The sequence below is a fragment of the Leclercia sp. J807 genome (genome assembly GCF_009734465.1).
Classification (GTDB): domain Bacteria; phylum Pseudomonadota; class Gammaproteobacteria; order Enterobacterales; family Enterobacteriaceae; genus Enterobacter.
Genome location: NZ_CP046446.1, coordinates 2,376,840 through 2,397,234 on the forward strand (window position 1 = coordinate 2,376,840; position 20,395 = coordinate 2,397,234).

Here is a 20,395-nt window from a genome sequence, read left to right on the forward strand (position 1 = left end):
ACATGACAAACACGCGCTGGGTTAGCGCGCGCAGGTATGTAGATCAGTGTAGTGCCCTGTCAAAAGGGGGGACGGGTGATTTACGGTGAGGGAATCAGACCGCGCAGCAACGCCGGGTGGCGGCTGCGCCTTACCCGGCCTACAGGGCCGGTGCCGTTGTAGGCCGGGCAAGCGCAGCGCCGCCCGGCACTGCTCCGGTCAGGCGATCATTATCACCCGGATATCATTCACGTTGGTTAATGTCGGGCCGGTCACCACCAGATCGCCCGCGGCGGCAAAGTAGCTGTAGCTGTCATGTCCGCGCAGCATCGCCTTAGCATCAAGCGCGGTGCGAGCCAGCGTATCCGGCGTGACGATCGCTCCCGCTGCATCCTCGGTGCCGTCAATCCCGTCGCTGTCCCCGGCGATGGCGTAAATCCCCGCCTCGCCCTTCAGCGCACAGGCCAGCGCCAGCAGGAACTCGGTGTTGCGCCCGCCGCGACCGCAGCCGGTATCGCCAATCGTCACCGTGGTCTCTCCACCGCTCAGCAGCACCGCCGGGCCTTTTACCGGGAGTCCATGCTGTTTTACGGATCTGGCGATCCCGGCCATGACGATGCCTAATTGCGCACTTTCACCCTCCAGCGCATCGCCCAGGATCAGCGGGGTGTATCCCATCTTCTGCGCCACGGCTGCGGCAGCGGCCAGCGCGCCGGAGGGGGTGGCGATCAGGCGGATATCCTCGACAATCTCTGCTGTCGTCACCGGGGCGCGCGGGGTGCGTAGCACGCGCATTACCGGCTCCGGCAGTTTCAGGCCATAGCGGGCGATAATCTCCAGCGCCTCTTCTGGCGTGGAGCTGTCCGCCACCGTCGGGCCGGAGGCAATGCTCTGGGGATCGTCACCCGGTACGTCGCTGATGATAAGCGTAATCACCCGGGCAGGCAGCGCCGCCAGCGCCAGGCGTCCCCCTTTGATGTCCGAGAGCTGCTTGCGCACCGTGTTCATCTCGTTGATGGTCGCCCCGCTCTTCAACAGCGCTTTGTTCACCGCCTGCTTGTCGGCCAGGGTGATGCCCTGGCGCGGGAGGGCCAGCAGGGACGATCCCCCGCCGGAGATAAGCGCAATCACGCAGTCGTCGGCGGTGAGGTGCTTCACCTGCTCCATCATCAGCATTGAGGCCACTTCGCTCATGGCATCGGATACCGGGTGCGCCGCCTCGACGATACGGATTTTTTCCGTCGGCACAGCGTGCCCGTAACGCGTTACCACCACGCCCTGTAGATCCACATCCGGCCAGGCGGCCTCCAGCGCGGCGGCCATGGCGGCGCTGGCTTTCCCGGCACCGACCACAATGCAGCGACCGCGCGGTTTCTCCGGCAGGGCGTTAATCAGCGCCTCATGGGGGTCGGCGCTTTTCACCGCCGCCATGAAGATCTCAGTAAGCGCCCCTCGCAGGGCGCTGTCGTCGTGTTGTGCCATAGATCAGCCTTCTGCAATGGCGCGGATCACCGCCTGGGTGACCTCGCGGGTGTTGGCCGTGCCGCCCACGTCGGGGGTCATGATCCCTTCGGCGCAGACCCGCTCCACCGCCGCCATCAGGCGTGCAGCGGCTTCCCCTTCCCCCAGATGCTCCAGCATCTGCGCCGCCGTCCAGAAGCTGGCGACCGGGTTGGCGATGCCTTTACCGGTGATATCAAACGCCGAGCCGTGGATCGGTTCGAACATCGACGGGAAACGACGCTCCGGGTCGATATTGGCGGTCGGCGCAACCCCCAGACTGCCCGCCAGCGCCCCCGCCAGGTCGGAGAGGATATCGGCGTGCAGGTTGGTTGCCACGATGGTATCCAGCGACTCCGGGTGCAGGGTCATGCGCACGGTCATGGCGTCCACCAGCATCTTGTCCCAGGTGACGTCCGGGAATTCGCGGGCGACTTCGGCAGCGATCTCATCCCACATCACCATCCCGTGGCGCTGGGCGTTGGACTTGGTGACAACGGTTAACAACTTACGCGGACGCGACTGCGCCAGGCGGAAGGCGTAGCGCATAATGCGCGTTACCCCGGTGCGGGTGAAGATCGCCACCTCGGTGCCCACCTCTTCCGGCAGGCCGCGGTGCGCACGACCGCCGTGGCCGGAATATTCCCCTTCCGAGTTCTCACGCACGATCACCCAGTCGAGGGTGCCGGGTACCGCCTGGCGCAGCGGGGACTGAATGCCCGGCAGAATTTTGGTTGGCCGCACGTTGGCATACTGATCAAAGCCCTGGCAGATCGGCAGGCGCAGCCCCCACAGGGTGATGTGATCCGGCACGTCCGGCGCGCCCACCGCGCCAAAATAGATGGCATCAAAGGCTTTTAACTGCTCCAGGCCATCCTCCGGCATCATCACGCCGTGGGTTTTGTAGTAGTCCGAGCCCCACTCGAAGGTATGTACTGAGAAACGCATATCTCCCTGACGCTGGGCCAGCGCGTGTAAGACCTCAACCCCTGCGGTGATCACTTCCGGGCCGATACCGTCTGCGGGGATGGCTGCAATGGCGTAATCTTTCATGGTTTTTCCTTAAGTTAATGTTTTGACTGAATTAATGTTTCGTTGGCCTGCGCCTTGCGGCTGGACGCCGAAAGCCACAGCACCACCAGTGAAGAGAGGATCAGCAGCCCGGCGACAAACCACAGTCCCCAGGTATAACTGCCGGTCTGTTGCTTAATCAGGCCAATCATGAACGGACCGACGAAGCCGCCCAGGTTGCCGAGTGAGTTGATGGTGGCAATCCCCGCCGCCGCCGCCGAACCGGAAAGGAACAGGGTTGGCATGCTCCACAGCGGTGGCTTAGAGGCGCTGATGCCGCAGTTAACGATGGTCAGGGCGAGGATCACCCCAACGATGCTCGCCGTGCTGCCCGCCATAAACAGCCCTGCCGCAGCCACAATGCAGGCGGCAATCACATGCCAGGCGCGCTCACCGGTTCTGTCGGAATGACGCGCCCAGAGCACCATTGCCGCTACCGCCAGCACCGCCGGGATCGCGTTCAGCAGGCCAACGGTCATGGAGGAGACGCCGATGGTTTTGATGATCTGCGGCGACCAGATGCCCAGGGTGTAGAGCCCGGCGGAGGTGCCAAAGTAGACCAGCGACAGCGCGAGAACGCGTTTATCCAGCAGCCCCTTCCAGACGCTGTGCTGCGCCGTGTCCTGTTTCGCCGCCTGCTCACGTTGCAGGGTGGCAATCAGCCAGCCACGCTCCTCTTCGCTGAGCCATTTCGCCTTTTCCGGGCGATCGGTGAGCCAGAACAGCACCACCACGCCGAGAATCACCGCCGGCACCGCTTCGAGAACAAACATCCACTGCCAGCCGGCGAAGCCCATCATGCCGTGCATCTCCAGCAGCGCCGCGGAGATCGGCGAGCCGAGGGCGGTGGAGATGGGTGCCGCTGCCATAAAGATGGCCGTCACCTGGGCGCGCTTTTGCGCCGGGAACCAGTAGCTTAAGTAGAGGATGATCCCCGGGAAGAAGCCCGCTTCCGCCACGCCGAGCAGAAAACGCAGGGTGTAGAAGCTGGTGGTACCCTGCACGAAGGCCATGCCGCCGGAGACCAGCCCCCAGGTGATCATCACCCGGGCAATCCAGATGCGCGCCCCGACCTTATGCAGGATCAGGTTGGAGGGTACTTCAAACAGGAAGTAGCCGAGGAAGAAGATCCCGGCGCCGAAGCCAAACACTGCCGGGGAGAAGCCGAGGTCGGCGTTCATGGTGAGCGCCGCGAAACCGATATTCACGCGGTCGAGGAAGGCGATGAAGTACAACAGCATGATGAAGGGTACGATGCGCAAGGTGATTTTGCGCATTACCCGTTGTTCGATTGTGCAGGTCATGTGAGGTGTTCCTCATAATTATTTTGTAGGGTACGCAGTCGGGCTGCCCTGATGAGTATGCTGATATTTCTTGCATGATCATGCGCATCGGTTTATACAAAAAAATGCAATAATCGCGAGCGAGCCAAAATGGAACTACAACACCTGCGCTGTTTTCTGGCGGTAGCCGAAACCCTGCATTTCGGTCAGGCGGCCCAGCGCCTGGATATGCTGCCCTCCGCCCTGGGAAGGAATATTCGTCTTTTAGAAGAGGCACTTGGCACGCGGCTGTTTACCCGCTCGACCCGCCGGGTGGCGCTCACGGAGAACGGCGTTTTGCTGCGGGAAGAGGCACGAAAGTTGCTCGCCCATGCCGACGCGATTATGTTGCAATTTCGTCAAAATCCACGCCGGGCGCAGCCGCTTTTGCGCGTCGGCACCATCGACAGCGCGGCCATCGGTTTGCTGCCCGGACTGCTGCAACTCTTCCGCCAGCACTACCCGGATGTGGAGATCCAGCTGTTCGAAGATAAGACCGTGCATCTGCTGCCGAAGCTGAAAAGCGGCAGGCTGGATCTGGTCTTTATCCGCCCGCCCGCGCAGCTCGACGCCCAGTTTGGCCGGGCATTTTTATGCAATGAGCCGGGGATCCTCGCCCTGCCCGCCAGCCATCCGTTTGCCGACCGGGAGAGGGTCGATATCGCGGAGCTGGAAGGGATGCCGATGATCCTGCCGGAGCGGCGCTCGCGCCCGCACAGCCACGACCTGACCATGAATCTCTTTCATAATGCGGGCATTGAAGTGACAGTGTCACAGATGGCGGATGAGAAGCAGACCATTATCAACCTGGTGGCAGCGGGCATTGGGCTGGCGATTGTGCCCGCCTGGAGCAGTCGCTATCTGATGCCGGGCGTGAAATTTGTGCAGTTGAACGGCGCGGAGCAGATGGGGATGCCGCTGGAGGCGGTGTGGATGGCCGGGGCGCAGGATGAGATCCGGGATAATATGCTGGCGATGCTGGAGGAACATCCGGAGCTGTATGTGTGAATCGCCGGGTGGCGGCTGCGCCTTACCCGGCGTGCACGCAGGCCGGGCAAAGGCTTACATCGAATAACCCGGCTTCTTAATCAACTCATCCAGCTTCGGGCCAATCTCCGTATCCCAGACCTGCGCTTTCCAGTCGGCTTCTGCGACTTCGTTCAGGGCCACGGAAATGGCGCGATCTTTACTGTTCAGATGACGGGTAATCACCTCGGCGATATCCGCCGCCAGGGCGTTTTTTTGTTCGTCGTTCAGGTCGCGGGGAAAACATTTAATATCAACGTGTGGCATGTGCAGGGCTCCTTTTGAATGAGCATTCCAGACTAGCAGAGAATAGTGTTGTCTTTTAGCACCTTGTGCAGTTTCGGGAGCTTGCACACGCTATCGGCGATGGCCGTGATCTTCGGGGTATTGGCAGCAAACCAGTCCGGACGTGGCCCCCAGGTACGCATCACGCACAGATAACAGTCGATCAGGGTGATCTGCTCGCCAAAAGCATACGGGGTGGCTTTGAGGTGATTATCCAGCCACAGGTAGAGCGACTTCCGGTATTCGCGGCAGTTTTGCTGTAGCTGTTCCGGGGCGTCCGGTGCCCAGCGCTCCGGGTAGTCGGCATAAGTAAAGGTGGGATAGACGTTGGCTACCAGCCAGATCAGCAGGCGCTGAAACTGCTGGCGCTCCGCGCGTCCAACCGGAGGCGCAAGATCCGGACAGCGATCGAGGATCATCAGCGCGATCGCCGCCGTCTCCGTCATGATTTCGCCATTTTCCAGCTCGAGGGTTGGCACCTGACACAGCGGGTTGAGTTTTTCCAGCAGCTCACGGGTTGCCCCCGGCTTATCAAACCCGTCGACGTTGATAAACTGATACGGAATGTCGGCGAGGGTCAGCATCACCTCACTGATGGCTGAACCCCAGCCCGGTACGCCATACACTTTGATCATGATCGCTCCACTTCAGGGTCAAAACCCTAAGTGTAGAGCAGCATCAGTAGGTGATGCCTGGCGGATTAACCTCCGACTGCGTCACCGCTTCGCCCTGCTCGCCCCAGCGCGCCAGCACCTTCTGGTACTCTCCCCGCTGAATGGCCCCGTCGAGGGCGGCCTGTAAGGCGTATACCAGTCCGTTCCCCTTTTTGGTGGTGGTCGCCACATACGCCTTCTTCGGCCCTAAACCCACCACCCGGGTTTTGCCGGTCAGCGCCGCTTTATAGGCCGAAACCGACTGCGGGCCGAAGAAGACATCCGCCCTGCCGGACTGAATATAGAGATTGCCGGAGGCGTCGTCGGTCAGGTAGACCGGCAGCGCAGGCTCCCGCCCGGCGCTTTTGTTCTCCTCGTTCCAGCCCAGCAGAATGCGCTCCTGATTAGTGCCGGAGCCGACAATCACTTTTTTACCTGAGAGATCGGCGGCGCTTTTAATCGATTGCACCTCGCTGGTGGTTTTTACCGAGAAGGCCAGGTTATCGACGCGATAGGTGGCAAAATCAAACTTCTGTTTACGCTGCTCGGTCACCGCAATATTGACCAGCGCCACGTCGTAACGACCGGAGGTGATGCCCAGCGGCCAGTCCTCCCACGCGGTTGGCACCAGCTTGAGCTTCAGACCGAGACTGCCCGCCAGCAATCGGGCGATATCCGGATCGCTGCCGATGCGGGTGCGGTTATCGCTTGCCAGCAATGCCAGCGGCGGCGAGTTGAGCGCCGAAATAGCCACCGTCAGGGTGCCCGGTTCGACAAATTTGTAGTTAGCGGGGATCTTCGCCACCGCCTGTTTATCCACCGTCACCGGTAGTGGCTGTTCGTTGGCCTGTAAATCAATTGCGGCGTGGCTTGTGGATACCACCATGAGTAACGCCAGTACTCCCTTTTTCATCTTCACTCCTTACAGCACTTTGGACAGGAACTGCCGCGTTCGGGCGTGTGACGGTCGGTTCAACACCTCGTCGCTGCTGCCCTGCTCCACGATTTTGCCGTCGACCATAAACACCACCTGGTCCGCCACTTCCCGGGCGAAGCCGATCTCATGGGTCACCACCACCAGCGTCGTGCCGGAGCGGGCCAGTTTTTTGATCACATCCAGCACCTCGCCAACGAGTTCGGGGTCCAGCGCCGAGGTCGGTTCATCAAACAGCATCACCCGCGGACGCAACGCCAGCGCCCGGGCAATGGCGATGCGCTGCTGCTGCCCGCCGGACAGATGACGCGACCAGGCGTCGGCTTTATCCCGCAGCCCCACCACGTCGAGCAGTTCGTAAGCCCGCTCGACGGCCTCTTTACGGCTCAGCTGTTTGTGGGCGATGGGCGCCTCAATCAGGTTTTCCAGCACCGTCAGGTGCGGGAAGAGGTTGAAGTTCTGGAACACGTAGCCGACGTTGACCCGCTGTTTGAGGATCGCCTTCTCTTTCAGCTCGTACAGCGTGTTGCCCTCGCGGCGATAGCCGATGTAATCCCCGTCTATCTGGATAAAGCCTTCGTCAACGCGCTCCAGGTGGTTAATGGTGCGCAGCAGGGTCGATTTACCGGAGCCGGACGGGCCGAGGATCACCGTTACCGAGCCGGGCGGGATCTCCAGCGAGACGTTATCCAGCGCCTTGTGGCGGCCAAAGAACTTGCTCACACCGGTAATGGAAATATGTCCTTCAGGAGAGGCTGGCATGGACGGGCTCCTGTGTGGTTGGGGTGGTAACGGAACGGGTACGGGTGGCGCGGGAGCTGTTTACCGCCGAACGGCGCTCGCTACGGGCCAGGCCTCGCTCAACCAGATGCTGAATGGCCGAGAGCACGGTAGTGATCACCAGATACCAGACGGCACCGACCATCAGCAGCGGGATCACCTCCTGGGTGCGGTTGTAGATCATCTGGATGGTGTAGAACAGCTCCGGCATGGCCAGGACGTAGACCATCGCAGTGCCCTTGGCGAGGCTGATGATTTCGTTAAACCCGGAAGGCAAAATGGTGCGCAGCGCCTGAGGCAGAATGATACGCAGGGTGCGGCGTGAGGCCGGTAAACCCAGCGCGGCTGCCGCTTCATACTGGCCGTGATCGACCCCTAAGAAGCCGCCGCGAATGATCTCCGCGGTATAGGCGCTCTGCACCAGCGTCAGCCCGACCACCGCCGTTGAAAACTGCCCCAGCACGTTGATGGTCTCAAAGCTGCCCCAGGTGATGCCGGTAAACGGCACGCCGAGCGACAGCGTGTCGTAGAGATAGGAGAAGTTGTAGAGAACGATCAGCACCACAATCAGCGGCAGGGAGCGGAACAGCCAGATATAGCCCCAGGCGAGGCTGCTCAACAGCCACGAGGAGGACAACCGCGCCAGCGCCAGCACGCCGCCAAACACCACGCTAAGTACGGTGCCGATCAGCGTCAGGAGCAGCGTCTGCCCCACCCCTTCGAGGATCACCGGGTCGAAGAACCAGCGGGCAAACACCGCCCACTCCCAGCGCGAGTTAAAGGCCACCGACTGAATGACCACCGCCAGCACAAACAGCGCAACAATCGCTCCCACGGTGCGCAGCGGATAGCGCGCCGGGACCACTTTGATGGTTTCAACGTTGTTCATCGTCGTTCCTCATGCCGATTTGCTGAACGCTTCGCGTACCAGCGTTTTGGTGAAGCGCAGCCGCCCGTCGAACGGCGGCTGACTGTACTCTTCCGGGTCGCGGTTAAGATCGAACTGCGCCGTGTAGCCCTGGCTCAGGTAGAGCCGCACCGCTTCCGGCTGACGAAAGCCGGTGGTGAGGTAGATCTGGCTATAACCGGCAAGCCACGCCCGGCGCTCCAGCTCCTGCACCACCCGGGCGGCCAGCCCCTGCTGGCGCAGGGATTTGTCGGTCCAGATACGTTTGATCTCGGCGGTCTGCGCGTCGAAAGGCTTATAGGCCCCGGTGGCGATAATCTTTCCGTCGCGCTCCAGCACGATAAACAGCCCCTGGGGCGCCAGATACCACTCGGTTAGCTCGACCTCGGCATCTTTAGAGAAGTAGTCCCCGTAGCGCGCCGCGTATTCTCCGAACAGCCCATTAATAATGGGTTGAAGATCGGCGTCCTCCGGCGAAACGTCACGAAAAAGGTCGCTCATAGGTTCTCCTTAGTCGCCAAGACCGGCCGGGTTAACTTCCGAATGAGGAATGCGTTCCACACCTTCACCCCAGCGGTTCAACACCTTGTCGTAGTCGCCGTTCTTGATCACGCCGTTGAGGGCGGTCTGCACCGGCTCTGCCAGGCCACTGCCTTTTTTCAGGGTCACGGCGATGTGGGCCGCTTTCGGCCAGCCGCCATCCACGCTGCCCACCAGTTTGGTTTTACCGTTCAGAGCCGCTTTCCATGCGCCAATCACGTTCGGGCCAAAATAGGCATCCGCGCGACCGGACTGCAGCGCCAGGGTCTGGGCGGCATCATCTTTGGTGTAGATCGGCGTGAACGGCTTCAGCCCCTTCTTCTGGTTCTCCGCATCCCACGCCAGCAAGATCGCCTCCTGGTTGGTGCCGGAGCCCACAATGATCCGCAGCCCGGCGATATCCTCCGCTTTCTCGAGTTTGGTGATGGGGCTGGTGGATTTCACGTAGAAGCCCAGCGAATCTTTACGGTAGGTGGCGAAATCAAACTTCTCTTTACGCTCTTTGGTGACGGTGATGTTGCTGATCGCCGCATCGTATTTCCCGGAGGCGACGCCCAGCGGCCAGTCTTCCCAGGAGGTGGGCACGACGTTCAGCTCCAGCCCGAGGCTGTCGGCCACCAGACGGGCGATATCCGCCTCGCTGCCAATCAGGGTTTTGTTGTCATCGGCGAAGACCGTCAGCGGCGGCTGGCTCAAGCCGGCAATCGCTACGGTGAATTTTCCCGGTACCACCGGTTTAAAACTGGCGGGCAACTGGGCGATGGCCAGGGGATTTTTTGCCGTGTTGATCGGCGTTTTGTTAGCCTCGAGGCTCACCCCGGTGCCGTTAATCGTGACGTTCTCTGCCCAGACGGCAGGGGTAAAGGCCAGCGCAAGCGCCAGAATAAGCGATGATTGTTTCATGGCAGGTTCTCTTATTGTTTTGTGAACTGATTAACGGGCTGCGCTAAACCCAGACTCTCACGCAGGGTGTTGCCGGGGTATTCAGTGCGGAACAGGCCGCGCGCCTGCAACAGCGGCACCACCTGGTCAACAAAGCGCGGGAAGGTATCCGGCGTGCCGCCCTGAATAATGAAACCATCCGCCGCATAACCTTCAAACCACTGCTGTAAGCCATCGGCCACCTGCTCCGGGGTGCCGGAAAAACGCGGGCGCGGCGAGGCGGCTTCCAGCGCCACCTGACGCAGGGTTAAGTTGCGCTCCCGGGCGTTGCGCTTGATCTCGTCGGTGGTGCTGCGGAAGCTGTTTTTCCCCAGATCGCCAATGTCCGGGAAGGCCTCGTCCAGCGGATACTGGCTGAAATCGTGATGCTCAAAGTAGCGGCCAAGATAGTTCAGGGCGTCGTTGATGGAGACCAGCGCCGCGGTGGTCTGGTACTGCTGCTCCACGTCGTCGGCGTCTTTCCCGACGATGACGCTTACCCCCTGGAAGATATGCAACTCGTCCGCGCGACGGCCATGCTGCTTCAGCTGGCTTTTCACGTCATGCCAGAACGCCTGGGCCTCATCAAAGGTTTCATGATGGGTAAAGATGGCGTCGGCATGTTTCGCCGCCAGCTTTTTGCCGTCGTCCGAGGCCCCGGCCTGGAAGACAATGGGCCTGCCCTGCGGCGTGCGCCCAATGTTCAGCGGCCCGGCCACCTTAAAGAAATCCCCGTGGTGATCGAGGGTGTGCAGCTTTTGCGGATCGAAGAACTGCCCGGTCGCTTTGTTACGCACAAAGGCGTCGCCCTCCCAGGAGTCCCACAGCCCTTTCACCACGTCGAGATATTCGTCGGCAATGCGGTAACGCAGGGCGTGCTCCGGGTGCTTATCCCGGGAGAAATTTTTTGCTGACCCCTCCAGCGGCGAAGTGACCACATTCCAGCCCGCCCGGCCATGGCTCAGGTGATCGAGGCTGGCGAACTGGCGCGCCACGGTGAAGGGCTCGCTGTAGGAGGTAGATAATGTCCCCACCAGCCCCAACCGTGATGTGACGGTCGCCAGCGCCGACAGCACGGTCAGGGGCTCAAAGCGGTTGAGGAAATGCGGGATCGACTTCTCGTTGATGTAGAGGCCATCCGCAACAAAGATAAAATCGAGCTTGCCCGCTTCGGCCTTCAGGGCCGTCTCTTTGACGAAATCAAAATTGATGCTGGCATCGGCGATTGCTGCCGGGTGGCGCCAGGCCGACATATTCCCCGACGCGCCATGCAATATCGTGCCCAGACGCAGCTGTCGTGTTGCGGTCATAGTGACTCCTTCCCCTTAAAGTTGATTCAGTGCTTTTTCTGCAAGCCGGGCGAAATAGCGCGCGGCGGGTGCGATGAGGGCTTCGTCCGGGTTAAAAGCCGGATGATGCAATCCATAGGGGCTGGCGCTGCCAATGCTGACGAATGCGCCGGGGATCTGCTGGAGGTAGACGGCGAAATCCTCCCCGCCCATATGAAGCTCCGCCTGCTGCGTCTCGTAGCCGGTTTCTCGCGCCACCGAGGTGGCAAACTCGGCCCAGGTGGCGTCGTTGACCAGCGCGGTAGGCCCGGCATACCAGGTGATATCGATCTGCGCATTAAAGGCGCTGGCGAATCCGGCGGCGATCTCAGCTACCCGGGCCTTCACGTTCTGCTGCACTTCGGTGCGATGGGTGCGCAGGGTCCCTTCCAGCTCGACGTGCTCCGGCAGCACGTTCCAGGTGTTTCCCCCGGTAATGCGCGTCACGCTCAGTACCACCGAGTCGAGGGTGTTGACGTTGCGGCTGGCAACGCTTTGCAGGGCCGTCACCAGCTGGCTGGCGGTGACGATGGCGTCGTGACCTTCATGAGGACGGGCGGCGTGAGCGCCTTTACCGGTAATGCGCAACACGAAGCGGTCGACGTTGGCGTAAAACGGGCCGCCGCGGGTGGCAAAGTGTCCGACCGGTAAACCAGGTTCGTTATGCATGCCGAAGATGGCGCTGACGTCACGCAAGGCCCCGGCGCGGACCAGGCTTTTGGCGCCGCCGAAGTTCTCCTCCGCGGGCTGGAACAGGATCCGCACCCGGCCATTGAGCGTTTCTTCCCGCGCTTTCAGCTGCAAGGCGGCGCCGAGGATCACGCTGGTGTGTATGTCGTGGCCGCAGGCGTGCATCACCCCGGCACGCTGGGAGGTGAACGCCACCCCGCTGCGCTCCTCAATCGGCAGGGCGTCGATATCGGCGCGCAGGGCAATCTGTTTTTCACCCCTCCCCACCTCGGCGACCACGCCGGTTTGCAGGTCATAGGGCAGGACGGCGATCCCGGCGTCACCCAGCCACTGACGCAGACGGGCGGTGGTCTGGACTTCTTCCCCGGAGAGTTCCGGGTTCTGGTGCAGCTCGCGGCGCCAGGCGATCAGCTGTTGCTCCAGGCTCATACCGCCACCTCCCGCTGCTGTCGGGCCTGGGCCAGCAGGCGCAGGGACTGCACCCGCGCAGCGCCGTCGGCCACCGGGGTATCAATGATGAACTCGTCAATGCCCCACTGCTGATGCAACGCCTCCAGCTGTTCGAGCACCGACTCCGCAGTGCCCACCAGCAGGGACTGGGCGCGACGGGCGATGCGCAGCGGCTCGCTGTTCGCCTGGCGGGCAAAGGCGTAGGCCTGCTCTTCGCTGGCGACGGTCACCCGCTGGCCGTTGGCCAGCTCAACGCCCCACACCTCTACTGCGCTTGCCAGCGCCCCGGCCTGCGCCTGTGTGGGGGCAACGATGGCCTGCACCGCGACAATCACCTCCCGGGCGCTGTGGGCGCGCCAGGTGCCAATAACCTCGCGCAGCAGATCGGGGTCGCCATTCAGATGAGCGGCAAAGACAAAGTCCCAGTTGAGGCTGGCGGCGAGACGCGCGCTCTCCACGCTGGCACCCAGCAGAAAACCGGCGGCAGGCACCTGCGGCCGCGGGGTGGCACGCACCGCCTCCTCCTCTGAACCTGGGTTGATCCAGCCATCCAGCTGCGCCAGCTGTGCGGCGAAATCGCCCTTCTCCTGCGGGTTGAGGCCGAGCTGGAGCGCCTTTGTCGAGAGCGGCAGCCCGCCGGGCGCCTTGCCGACGCCCAGATCCACACGCCCTGGGGCAATCGCCGCCAGCAGGTTGAAGTTTTCCGCCACTTTGTAGGGGCTGTAGTGTTGCAGCATGACCCCGCCGGAGCCGACGCGAATGCGCCGTGTCTGCCCGAGGATCCAGGCAATCAGCAGCTCCGGGGACGGACTCGCCAGTTGCGGGGTGTTGTGGTGTTCGGCAATCCAGAAGCGGTGATAACCCAGCGTCTCCGCCTGCTGCGCCAGGCTCAGGGTGCGGGCCAGCGCATCGGCGGCCGTTTCGTGTTCTGCGACAGGACTTTTATCCAGAATGCTGATTCGCCAGGACATGTTGCAATCTCATTTGATTAAACATGTCGCCATTATTAAGGGGCGATTTCACCGCTGAGAAACAATTAATTTACATTTGGTTTGCCATATTTCAGAAATACTGCGGCGGGTTAGCGCGCTGCACGCAACTCAGCGAGCAGCGCTTCGGCCTGTTGTCGGGTGGTGATGCGGACAAAGCGGATATGGGCATAAGAGGGGTTGCGCATATCCGCCTCGTAGCGCGCCCGGTTGCTGCGCCAGGTTTTAAGCGTCCAGAGCAGGATCGACTCGCGACTTAAAAAGGAGCGGCGAAAGCTCTCCCGGTTGCCGGTGCCGGGCCACAGCTCCTGCTGCGTCCAGGCGCGTTTTACCGCCCGCGTCACCGCCTGACGCAGTGTGCGGGCCAGGCCGTAATCCACCCACACCACCAGATCCACGTCGCGCCATTTTACGGGGCGGGTGCGGTTATAGTTGCCGTCCAGCACCCAGCCAGGTGTCGCGCTGAGGGCGGCTTCCAGCTTCGCAACGAGAATATTATCCGGGGTGCCCTGCCACTCCGGGAGCCAGTAGAGGGTATCCATTTCGATACAGGGCAGCGCCAGTTCCGTGGCGATCCGGCGGGCGAGCGTGCTTTTGCCGCTACCGCTGGTGCCAATAATATTAATTTTCATCGTCTCACCTGAAGATTGGATAACCGTTGTTAACCATCATAATGTTTTATCATTGTTAATGAAACGCTATTCCGAAAGGTGTGATTTACATCATGGCTTGATTAACCCCTTTTCATTTGGCTTAAGTCGATTTATTTACCGCTCTGTTTTTCGCCTGCACTTTATTGATTGCATTTTTATTACACGAGCCCAGATGAAACTGAAAAAAATAGTTAATTCAGGCGCTTTATAATTTTTTAAATTTTGTGGAGAATACGCCCGTCGTAATATTTAAGAATAACAATTTTACCTTGCCTGAACTTTTTTGGGCGGCTTCGCTTTACGCAGACATCACCCCGGAGTTATTTATGAGGCGTAACAATCACGTTACACAAAACGAGTATTTGCTTAACGAAGGCTCGACCTTAATGTCGACCACCGATATCCAGAGCCATATTACTTACGCGAACTCGGCCTTTATTGATGCCAGCGGTTATAAAGAAGAACATCTTATTGGTGAACCTCATAATGTGATCCGCCACCCGGATATGCCTGCACAGGCGTTTGCCGATATGTGGTTTACCCTGCACGAGGGGGAGAGCTGGACGGGACTGGTGAAGAACCGCCGTCACAACGGGGATCACTACTGGGTGCGCGCCAACGTGACGCCGGTTTATCAGAATGACACGCTTACCGGCTATATCTCGGTACGCAATATTCCCGCGCGCCATGAGATAGATGCCAGTGAAGCGCTCTATAAACGGGTGCGTAATAATCAGGTTAAAGGCCACCGCTTTTATAAAGGGGTGCTGGTTCGCCGGGGACTATTTTCCTTTCTCTCGCTATTCAAACGGCTCAGCACGGCAAAACGGATTAATTACTCCCTTGGGATAACCGCCCTGCTCGCCTTTGCCGTTTCTTTATCTCTCCCCGGCGGATTAATTCAAATTGCGGCGCTGGGGCTCCTTTTTATTTTGCTGGGGTTGTTTCTTAATGCCCAGATTTGTCGCCCGTTAAAAACCATTGTCAAAAAGATGCAGTGCGTGGTTTCCGGGCGCAAAACGGACTATACCCATTTTGAACGTGTCGACGAAATAGGCTTAATGATGCGACTGGTTAATCAGTCCGGTTTAAACCTCAATTCACTGGTGGATGATGTAGGAACGCAAATCAGCGGCATTCGCGCTATCAGCCAGCATGTGGCGAAGGAAGGCGATGCCCTGCAGGCGCGATCCGAAGAGACGGCGGACGATCTCCAGCAGACGGCCGCGGCGGTGGAAGAGATAGCCAGCGCGGTTCAGCAGACCGCAGAAACAGCAGAACAGGCTATCCAGATGGCGGACCAGACCAGCGCCAGCGCGTACCGCGGCGAAGCCGTGATGAAGCAAACCATCGGCGTGATGCAGTCGGTATCAAAGGATAACGGCCAGATCGTCGATATCATTGCGGTGATCGACCGGATCGCCTTCCAGACCAATATTCTGGCCCTCAACGCCGCGGTGGAAGCGGCCCGCGCCGGAGGTGCCGGACGCGGTTTTGCGGTGGTGGCTGCCGAGGTGCGTAATCTGGCCCAGCACTCTGCGTCAGCGGCGAAGGAGATCGCCGCGCTTATCGAAAAAAACGTCGCCAGCGTCAATGCCGGGGTGGATATGGTAGCGCAGACCGAAGCGCAGCTGACCACCATGATTGGCAACGTACTGAACATGTCATCGCTTATTAAGGAGATAGGACACGCTACCCAGGAGCAGACCCAGGCCCTGAGCCTGATTAATGAATCCATCTCCCGTATCGGGGTAATGACCCATAACAATACCGGGATGGTCGAGCATGTCACTCAGGCGGCCAACCACCTCACCCAGCGCACCACCCGCCTGCAACAGGCGATTGCGGTGTTTGGCGGCTAAAAGTGATGGGGTAAGACGATAAAAAACAGACGGTGGCCGCACGCCAACTGAAGATGACTTGATGGAAAGCGCATTCAGGTTAAGAATATGTTAAACCATGCGTAATCAGACAGATACCTGTCGCTGTTTTCCACAAGGGAAACCTGAATGAGTGATGAACTGCCAGACGAAAGAGTGAATACCCGTTCCGCCAGAAATAGCGGCTTAATCATTATTGCCAGGTTTATCTCTGATTTTGGTGCTTTCCTGAATATGGTTGTGCTGTCCACCTATGTGTACTTGCTGAGCCAGAGCGTAACGCATGTGAGTATCTTTCTGGCCTGCCGGGTGACGGGAGGCATCATTGCAAGTGCTGTCGGTGTGCCTTTTTTCCGCCGCTTTCATGGCCGCCTGCCTTTAGTGGCTTTTGATGTAATACGCGCGGTACTGTTAGCCTCGCTGTTAATTTTGCCTGAGACGACCCAGCTTTATATCTTGCCTTTGATTGCGCTGGGTATTGGGCTGGGAAATTCGATGTTCGCTATCGGGCTTAACAGTCAGCTGCCCTTGTGGATTGATGAGTCCCGACGTGTATCCACAAACGCCTGGTTAACCTCTGCCTCTGCGACGGGAGCGGTTACGGGAAGCCTTGTATCCGGTATTCTTCTGGCGACCAGCGGCTACCAGATTGTGTTTGCCGCGAATATTGTGACTTATCTGGTGGCGGGTTTGTGCGTACTGCCGTTACGCTTTTTGGTGCAGCCTGTTGCTGATGAGTCAACACAGCAGCGTAAAGAGTGGCGAAATCTGGTCACAGGGCTTCGGACGGCTCCGCTGTTAGCAGGCATGTTGCTGGTAACCATGGCCGATACCCTGGGCAGTGCTGCCCATAACGTAGGCTTTCCCATTATTTCTGCGCTTTTTACACCCGCATCAGCCGGGAAAACAATGGGACTTTTGCTGGCAGTCTGGGCCAGTGGAAAATTCGCCGGGGCGCGTCTGGCAAACTACCTGTTAGTGCGCTGCGAGATGCGTACAGATCGGCTGTTTTTTTATGGCGTGGCGTTTATGTCCCTTGGTTTTATCTTTACCTTTCAACAGACAGCCCTTCCGCTGGCACTGATGTTTATCGCAGTGGCCGGGGTGGGAGATGGTCTGGCGGACGTCAGTCTGATCTCGCGTATTCAACGCGAGCCTGAATCATTACGGTTGCCTGTTTTTAGCCTGATGACGCTGCTGCAAATGACCGGATTTGGCGTGGGAATGTTAATTGTCGCGCCATTCTATATCTGGTTCACCCCCGCGCTGGTTATTGTCATTTTTCATGGTATCCCGTTACTGACATTAGCTGCCGTATGGCTGTCTCTCCGACGCCCGTCACCCAAAAAGGCGGAACAGCACTCTGATATTTGACCAACACGCGTGAATATCGGGTGCAAGGCATGAGATCAGGGTTTGACTAATACGCAGTACCGATCCCGGCAAAAATGGCTAACCCGGCGAAAAGGTCATATCTTTTTAAAGCGATAACCGCCGCCGGGAGCCTGGATGAAAGCAGCGAAACTGACGTCAGCGTATTCCTTACTCGCCTGGGGTGCCCTCTACTATCTCCTGGGATGGCTGTCGCTCTGTCTCGACGGCCCCGACATCCGGACGGCTTTTATCTGGCTACCTTCAGGTGTTGCCGTCACCGCCTTTTTGCTGAGTGCAAAAAAGCAATGGCTCGCGCTGTGGCTGGTCCTGTTTATTGCCCGTCTGGTGCTGGGGCTCACCTTTCACCATACTTTTCACGTCTCCCTGGCGCTGGGGGCGCTTTCACTGACCAGCCATCTGGGGATTGCCTGGTCGGTGCATTACTTTTCACGGCATTACGATCGGCTGCATAAGATTGTCACCTGGACGATTGCCACGGTCGTCTTCAGTACCCTGAACGCGCTCGCAGGGACGATCTGGCTCTCTTCTCTTGCCGGCACCCTTCAGATGAGCTGGTTCTGGCTCGCCTGGGGCGCCAACGTCACCGGCACGCTGTTTGTCACCCCGCCGCTGATGGGCCTGCTGGCCCCGGGCGATAAAGCGGCGCGGCGTGAGTCGCTGTTGGGGGTCTGTTTAGTGTTCGCCATACTGCTGGCGACCCTGTTCATCTTTAGCGATGTGCCCGATCGCGGCGACAATATTGCCCTGATTTACTCCCTCGCCTGTCTGCCGTTGATCCTGCTGACCGCAACCACTGTGGTGTGCGGTAATCGTCTGGCGTCGCTGGCCTTTATTCTCTTTAGCGCGGTGGTTATCTACGCCTCATGGCGGGAGACCGGCCCCTTCTATTTTGCCCGCCTGACGCCGGAAGAGTCGATATTGCTGGCACAGTGCTACCTTTCCGCGGCCGCCCTGCTGCTGGTCTTTATCCGCGCCCAGAAAACACACCGTCCAGGGGATGGCCATTTTCGGGGCGTGGCGTACTCTTTGGATCCTGAAAGCGGTCGTCTGCTCTGGGAGCCTCATGCCGACCCGCGTCTCAGTGCCGTATTAGCCCCTCTCACCAGCCGGGAAGCCCTGCTCGCCCGGGTTCCCGATGCAAAGCAGAAGCAACAGATGGTTGCCCGCTGGCAGGCGGTGGCGCAGGGTCAGCCCGTTACCGAGCCCTTTCGTTTTAACCTGGCGCTGGCGGACCGCCCACCGGTGTCGATAACAGAGCGCAATATGCTGCTGATGGCGGATAAGGATCGCCCGGTAATTGTCGCCTTCTGGTCCGGCGAGAGAGGAAGCCCGTTCCAGACCACGCCGCAGGAGGAGGTTTAACGATGCTGCAAATCGCCTTTTTGCTCGCCGGTGCGGCATTTGTCCGGAAAGCGGCACCTTACTTTATGCTGGCAGGCGTGCTCTGGGGCGGGCTTGGGCTGGCCATTTTTATCGATGGTTTGCAGGGCGGGCTGCACTTTCCGCTGCATATCTTTGGCCTGTTTTTGCTGCTCGACAGTCTGGTATCCCTGACATTAGGGTCGGCGGCGAAAGGAACCCAGCGCGGCATCTTTTACTTCAAGGGCGGTCTGTTTCTGCTCATCGCCATGTTGATTTTATCCGGACGCCACGACGGCACGCTGGCATTGGCCATCGTCTTTGGGCTGGCGTACTTCATTACCGGCCTGTTCACCATCGCCTCTGCCGTGGTGGTGCGTTTTACCCACTGGCGGCGGGCGCTGCTCGCCGGGGTGGCACAGATCCTGTTCGCCATTTTTCTGTTCCTGCCCTTTCCAACGCAGCATGACGGCACCGTCTCGCAGTTTATCGGCATGGTCATGCTCACCGGCGGGGTGCAGTCGGTGCTCCTCTCCCTGCGGATGCGGCAGGTCCGTCATGGCCGCTCGGTATTTGATATTCTCGCCCCGCAGACGTTGATCCCCGCCCGGCGCGAGGCGCTGCCCCCCACCGTGACAAACACGCCGGGCAATCAGCTGATTGTGCATGTCTGGACCCCGGAAGGATCGGCAAAACAGCAGACCCTGCCGCGCCCGGTCATTAACCGCTATATCGCCGCCGTGGATGCCAACGGGGTGATATCCACCGGCCATGCGGCGCTGGAGTGCCCTCCCCACCTCTACATCAGCCTCTATCCGGCAGCGGAGATCGACCGTTCCCCCTCCGAGTTTTTTAATCTGCTTAAAGCGGTGGAAGCGAATACCGTGGCGGGAAAATACCAGCCGAACTATCGCTATGAGGCGGGGATCTGGTGCGAGTCTAACCGCAAAATCCACTTCTCCATTTTTAATGCGGCGTCGCTTAACAGTTTCTGGACGCAGTACCGCCAGACCGAAACCTATAACCTCACCTGGCGCAACTGCTCCAGCAGCGTAGCGTATGCCCTTGAAGCGGCTCTGGATGGCGTGTTGAAAGAGCGCTGTACCCGGGGCGGTTTTTTGCGGCTGCTGCTCATTCCGGAGCTGTGGATCGCCGCGCAGCTGCGCAAACGCGCCACCAATATGGCCTGGACGCCCGGGCTGGTGCTTGACTATACCCGGGCGCTGCACGCCATTGTGCATCCCAATGGCGTTTCGCTGATCACCTTTATCAAAAACCGATTTTCTACCCCTGCGGATACTGCTCGTCGGTGACTTTCTCCAGCCAGTCCACCGGGCTGCCGTTCACCGCTTCGGCGATGGCGATATGGGTCATCGCGGTCTGCACGCAGGCACCGTGCCAGTGCTTAACGCCCGGCGGGATCCAGGCGATATCGCCCTGATTCAGGACTTCAGCCTCTTTACCCCACGCCTGTAGCCAGCCGCGACCCTGGGTAACGATCAGCGTCTGCCCCAGCGGATGCGTATGCCACGCGGTGCGCGCCCCGGGTTCAAAAGTGACGGTCGCCCCGCCCACTTTCGCGGGCTCGGTGGCCTGAAAAGGTGCGTCGATACGTACGGTGCCGGTAAACCAGGCCTCTGGTCCCCGGACGGAAGGTAATGAACCGCTGCGGATAATTTTCATGCTGACTCCTCGTTTGCTGTTGCGTTAACAGTAGCGCATGCCGGTGGCGA

General features: G+C 59.7%; 18 protein-coding genes and 1 pseudogene. 5 read left to right on the forward strand and 14 right to left on the reverse strand.

Translation table 11 applies throughout. The features are described from left to right. Nucleotides 1-198: 198 nt before the first annotated feature. The 3 genes from GNG26_RS11460 to GNG26_RS11470 are packed head-to-tail and all read right to left on the reverse strand — an operon-like array spanning nt 199 to nt 3,854. Nucleotides 199-1,461, reverse strand: a complete 1,263-nt coding sequence (locus GNG26_RS11460) for a glycerate kinase (RefSeq protein ID WP_156238788.1) — start codon at nt 1,459-1,461, stop codon at nt 199-201. Between the two features lie 3 nt (nt 1,462-1,464). Next, nucleotides 1,465-2,532 (reverse strand): tartrate dehydrogenase, encoded by a 1,068-nt coding sequence (locus tag GNG26_RS11465; protein WP_156238790.1) that lies wholly within the window; start codon nt 2,530-2,532, stop codon nt 1,465-1,467. Nucleotides 2,533-2,546: 14 nt separating this feature from the next. Next, nucleotides 2,547-3,854: an MFS transporter gene (locus GNG26_RS11470; protein WP_156238792.1), complete on the reverse strand. Its 1,308-nt coding sequence runs from the start codon at nt 3,852-3,854 to the stop codon at nt 2,547-2,549. Between the two features lie 129 nt (nt 3,855-3,983). On the opposite strand from GNG26_RS11470, the gene GNG26_RS11475 reads away from it, so the two are divergent. Further along, on the forward strand, nt 3,984-4,880 hold the full coding sequence (locus tag GNG26_RS11475; protein ID WP_156238794.1) for a LysR family transcriptional regulator: 897 nt from the start codon (nt 3,984-3,986) through the stop codon (nt 4,878-4,880). Between the two features lie 54 nt (nt 4,881-4,934). Here GNG26_RS11475 and pptA read toward each other — a convergent pair whose 3' ends face one another. The 10 genes and pseudogenes from pptA to GNG26_RS11530 form a co-directional block, all read right to left on the reverse strand. After that, the gene (gene pptA, locus GNG26_RS11480) at nt 4,935-5,165 is read right to left on the reverse strand and encodes a tautomerase PptA (protein WP_156238795.1); all 231 of its coding nucleotides are present in this window, start codon (nt 5,163-5,165) and stop codon (nt 4,935-4,937) included. A 32-nt stretch (nt 5,166-5,197) separates the two neighbouring features. Next, a complete protein-coding gene (locus GNG26_RS11485; protein ID WP_114386998.1) occupies nt 5,198-5,818 on the reverse strand; it encodes a glutathione S-transferase family protein in 621 nt (206 codons plus the stop codon). A 43-nt stretch (nt 5,819-5,861) separates the two neighbouring features. Further along, nucleotides 5,862-6,749: a transporter substrate-binding domain-containing protein gene (locus GNG26_RS11490; RefSeq protein WP_156238797.1), complete on the reverse strand. Its 888-nt coding sequence runs from the start codon at nt 6,747-6,749 to the stop codon at nt 5,862-5,864. A gap of 9 nt (nt 6,750-6,758) precedes the next feature. Further along, nucleotides 6,759-7,532 (reverse strand): amino acid ABC transporter ATP-binding protein, encoded by a 774-nt coding sequence (locus GNG26_RS11495; RefSeq protein ID WP_103822025.1) that lies wholly within the window; start codon nt 7,530-7,532, stop codon nt 6,759-6,761. Beyond that, nucleotides 7,516-8,439, reverse strand: coding sequence for an amino acid ABC transporter permease (locus GNG26_RS11500; protein ID WP_156238799.1), 924 nt, complete (start codon nt 8,437-8,439; stop codon nt 7,516-7,518). The genes GNG26_RS11495 and GNG26_RS11500 overlap by 17 nt, the downstream gene beginning before the upstream one ends. A gap of 9 nt (nt 8,440-8,448) precedes the next feature. Further along, nucleotides 8,449-8,958 (reverse strand): GNAT family N-acetyltransferase, encoded by a 510-nt coding sequence (locus tag GNG26_RS11505; protein ID WP_156238801.1) that lies wholly within the window; start codon nt 8,956-8,958, stop codon nt 8,449-8,451. Between the two features lie 9 nt (nt 8,959-8,967). Further along, a pseudogene (locus GNG26_RS22690) lies at nt 8,968-11,228 on the reverse strand (NtaA/DmoA family FMN-dependent monooxygenase). A gap of 15 nt (nt 11,229-11,243) precedes the next feature. After that, nucleotides 11,244-12,365 carry an amidohydrolase gene (locus GNG26_RS11520; RefSeq protein ID WP_156238807.1) on the reverse strand — a complete coding sequence of 374 codons (1,122 nt, stop codon included), beginning with the start codon at nt 12,363-12,365 and terminating at the stop codon, nt 11,244-11,246. Further along, nucleotides 12,362-13,357 (reverse strand): LLM class flavin-dependent oxidoreductase, encoded by a 996-nt coding sequence (locus GNG26_RS11525; RefSeq protein WP_156238809.1) that lies wholly within the window; start codon nt 13,355-13,357, stop codon nt 12,362-12,364. The genes GNG26_RS11520 and GNG26_RS11525 overlap by 4 nt, the downstream gene beginning before the upstream one ends. A gap of 110 nt (nt 13,358-13,467) precedes the next feature. Further along, nucleotides 13,468-14,007: an adenylate kinase gene (locus GNG26_RS11530; RefSeq protein WP_156238811.1), complete on the reverse strand. Its 540-nt coding sequence runs from the start codon at nt 14,005-14,007 to the stop codon at nt 13,468-13,470. A 347-nt stretch (nt 14,008-14,354) separates the two neighbouring features. On the opposite strand from GNG26_RS11530, the gene GNG26_RS11535 reads away from it, so the two are divergent. The 4 genes from GNG26_RS11535 (at nt 14,355) to GNG26_RS11550 (ending at nt 19,975) form a co-directional block, all read left to right on the forward strand. Continuing rightward, nucleotides 14,355-15,890, forward strand: coding sequence for a PAS domain-containing methyl-accepting chemotaxis protein (locus tag GNG26_RS11535; protein WP_156238813.1), 1,536 nt, complete (start codon nt 14,355-14,357; stop codon nt 15,888-15,890). 147 nt (nt 15,891-16,037) lie between these two features. After that, entirely contained in the window at nt 16,038-17,282 is a 1,245-nt protein-coding gene (locus GNG26_RS11540) for an MFS transporter (protein WP_156238815.1), read from the forward strand. Between the two features lie 135 nt (nt 17,283-17,417). Continuing rightward, nucleotides 17,418-18,665: an MASE1 domain-containing protein gene (locus tag GNG26_RS11545; RefSeq protein ID WP_156238817.1), complete on the forward strand. Its 1,248-nt coding sequence runs from the start codon at nt 17,418-17,420 to the stop codon at nt 18,663-18,665. 2 nt (nt 18,666-18,667) lie between these two features. Further along, on the forward strand, nt 18,668-19,975 hold the full coding sequence (locus GNG26_RS11550) for an HdeD family acid-resistance protein (RefSeq protein ID WP_197080087.1): 1,308 nt from the start codon (nt 18,668-18,670) through the stop codon (nt 19,973-19,975). Here the strand turns inward: GNG26_RS11550 and GNG26_RS11555 are convergent. Next, nucleotides 19,947-20,345 (reverse strand): cupin domain-containing protein, encoded by a 399-nt coding sequence (locus tag GNG26_RS11555; protein WP_156238819.1) that lies wholly within the window; start codon nt 20,343-20,345, stop codon nt 19,947-19,949. The genes GNG26_RS11550 and GNG26_RS11555 overlap by 29 nt on opposite strands. Nucleotides 20,346-20,395: the final 50 nt, after the last annotated feature.

What these genes read in the sequence shown, in the direction of transcription:
- GNG26_RS11460 (WP_156238788.1), bottom strand. Translation starts at nt 1,461, where the DNA reads ATGGCACAACACGACGACAGCGCCCTGCGAGGGGCGCTTACTGAGATC.
- GNG26_RS11465 (WP_156238790.1), bottom strand. Translation starts at nt 2,532, where the DNA reads ATGAAAGATTACGCCATTGCAGCCATCCCCGCAGACGGTATCGGCCCG.
- GNG26_RS11470 (WP_156238792.1), bottom strand. Translation starts at nt 3,854, where the DNA reads ATGACCTGCACAATCGAACAACGGGTAATGCGCAAAATCACCTTGCGC.
- GNG26_RS11475 (WP_156238794.1), top strand. Translation starts at nt 3,984, where the DNA reads ATGGAACTACAACACCTGCGCTGTTTTCTGGCGGTAGCCGAAACCCTG.
- pptA (WP_156238795.1), bottom strand. Translation starts at nt 5,165, where the DNA reads ATGCCACACGTTGATATTAAATGTTTTCCCCGCGACCTGAACGACGAA.
- GNG26_RS11485 (WP_114386998.1), bottom strand. Translation starts at nt 5,818, where the DNA reads ATGATCAAAGTGTATGGCGTACCGGGCTGGGGTTCAGCCATCAGTGAG.
- GNG26_RS11490 (WP_156238797.1), bottom strand. Translation starts at nt 6,749, where the DNA reads ATGAAAAAGGGAGTACTGGCGTTACTCATGGTGGTATCCACAAGCCAC.
- GNG26_RS11495 (WP_103822025.1), bottom strand. Translation starts at nt 7,532, where the DNA reads ATGCCAGCCTCTCCTGAAGGACATATTTCCATTACCGGTGTGAGCAAG.
- GNG26_RS11500 (WP_156238799.1), bottom strand. Translation starts at nt 8,439, where the DNA reads ATGAACAACGTTGAAACCATCAAAGTGGTCCCGGCGCGCTATCCGCTG.
- GNG26_RS11505 (WP_156238801.1), bottom strand. Translation starts at nt 8,958, where the DNA reads ATGAGCGACCTTTTTCGTGACGTTTCGCCGGAGGACGCCGATCTTCAA.
- GNG26_RS11520 (WP_156238807.1), bottom strand. Translation starts at nt 12,365, where the DNA reads ATGAGCCTGGAGCAACAGCTGATCGCCTGGCGCCGCGAGCTGCACCAG.
- GNG26_RS11525 (WP_156238809.1), bottom strand. Translation starts at nt 13,357, where the DNA reads ATGTCCTGGCGAATCAGCATTCTGGATAAAAGTCCTGTCGCAGAACAC.
- GNG26_RS11530 (WP_156238811.1), bottom strand. Translation starts at nt 14,007, where the DNA reads ATGAAAATTAATATTATTGGCACCAGCGGTAGCGGCAAAAGCACGCTC.
- GNG26_RS11535 (WP_156238813.1), top strand. Translation starts at nt 14,355, where the DNA reads ATGAGGCGTAACAATCACGTTACACAAAACGAGTATTTGCTTAACGAA.
- GNG26_RS11540 (WP_156238815.1), top strand. Translation starts at nt 16,038, where the DNA reads ATGAGTGATGAACTGCCAGACGAAAGAGTGAATACCCGTTCCGCCAGA.
- GNG26_RS11545 (WP_156238817.1), top strand. Translation starts at nt 17,418, where the DNA reads ATGAAAGCAGCGAAACTGACGTCAGCGTATTCCTTACTCGCCTGGGGT.
- GNG26_RS11550 (WP_197080087.1), top strand. Translation starts at nt 18,668, where the DNA reads ATGCTGCAAATCGCCTTTTTGCTCGCCGGTGCGGCATTTGTCCGGAAA.
- GNG26_RS11555 (WP_156238819.1), bottom strand. Translation starts at nt 20,345, where the DNA reads ATGAAAATTATCCGCAGCGGTTCATTACCTTCCGTCCGGGGACCAGAG.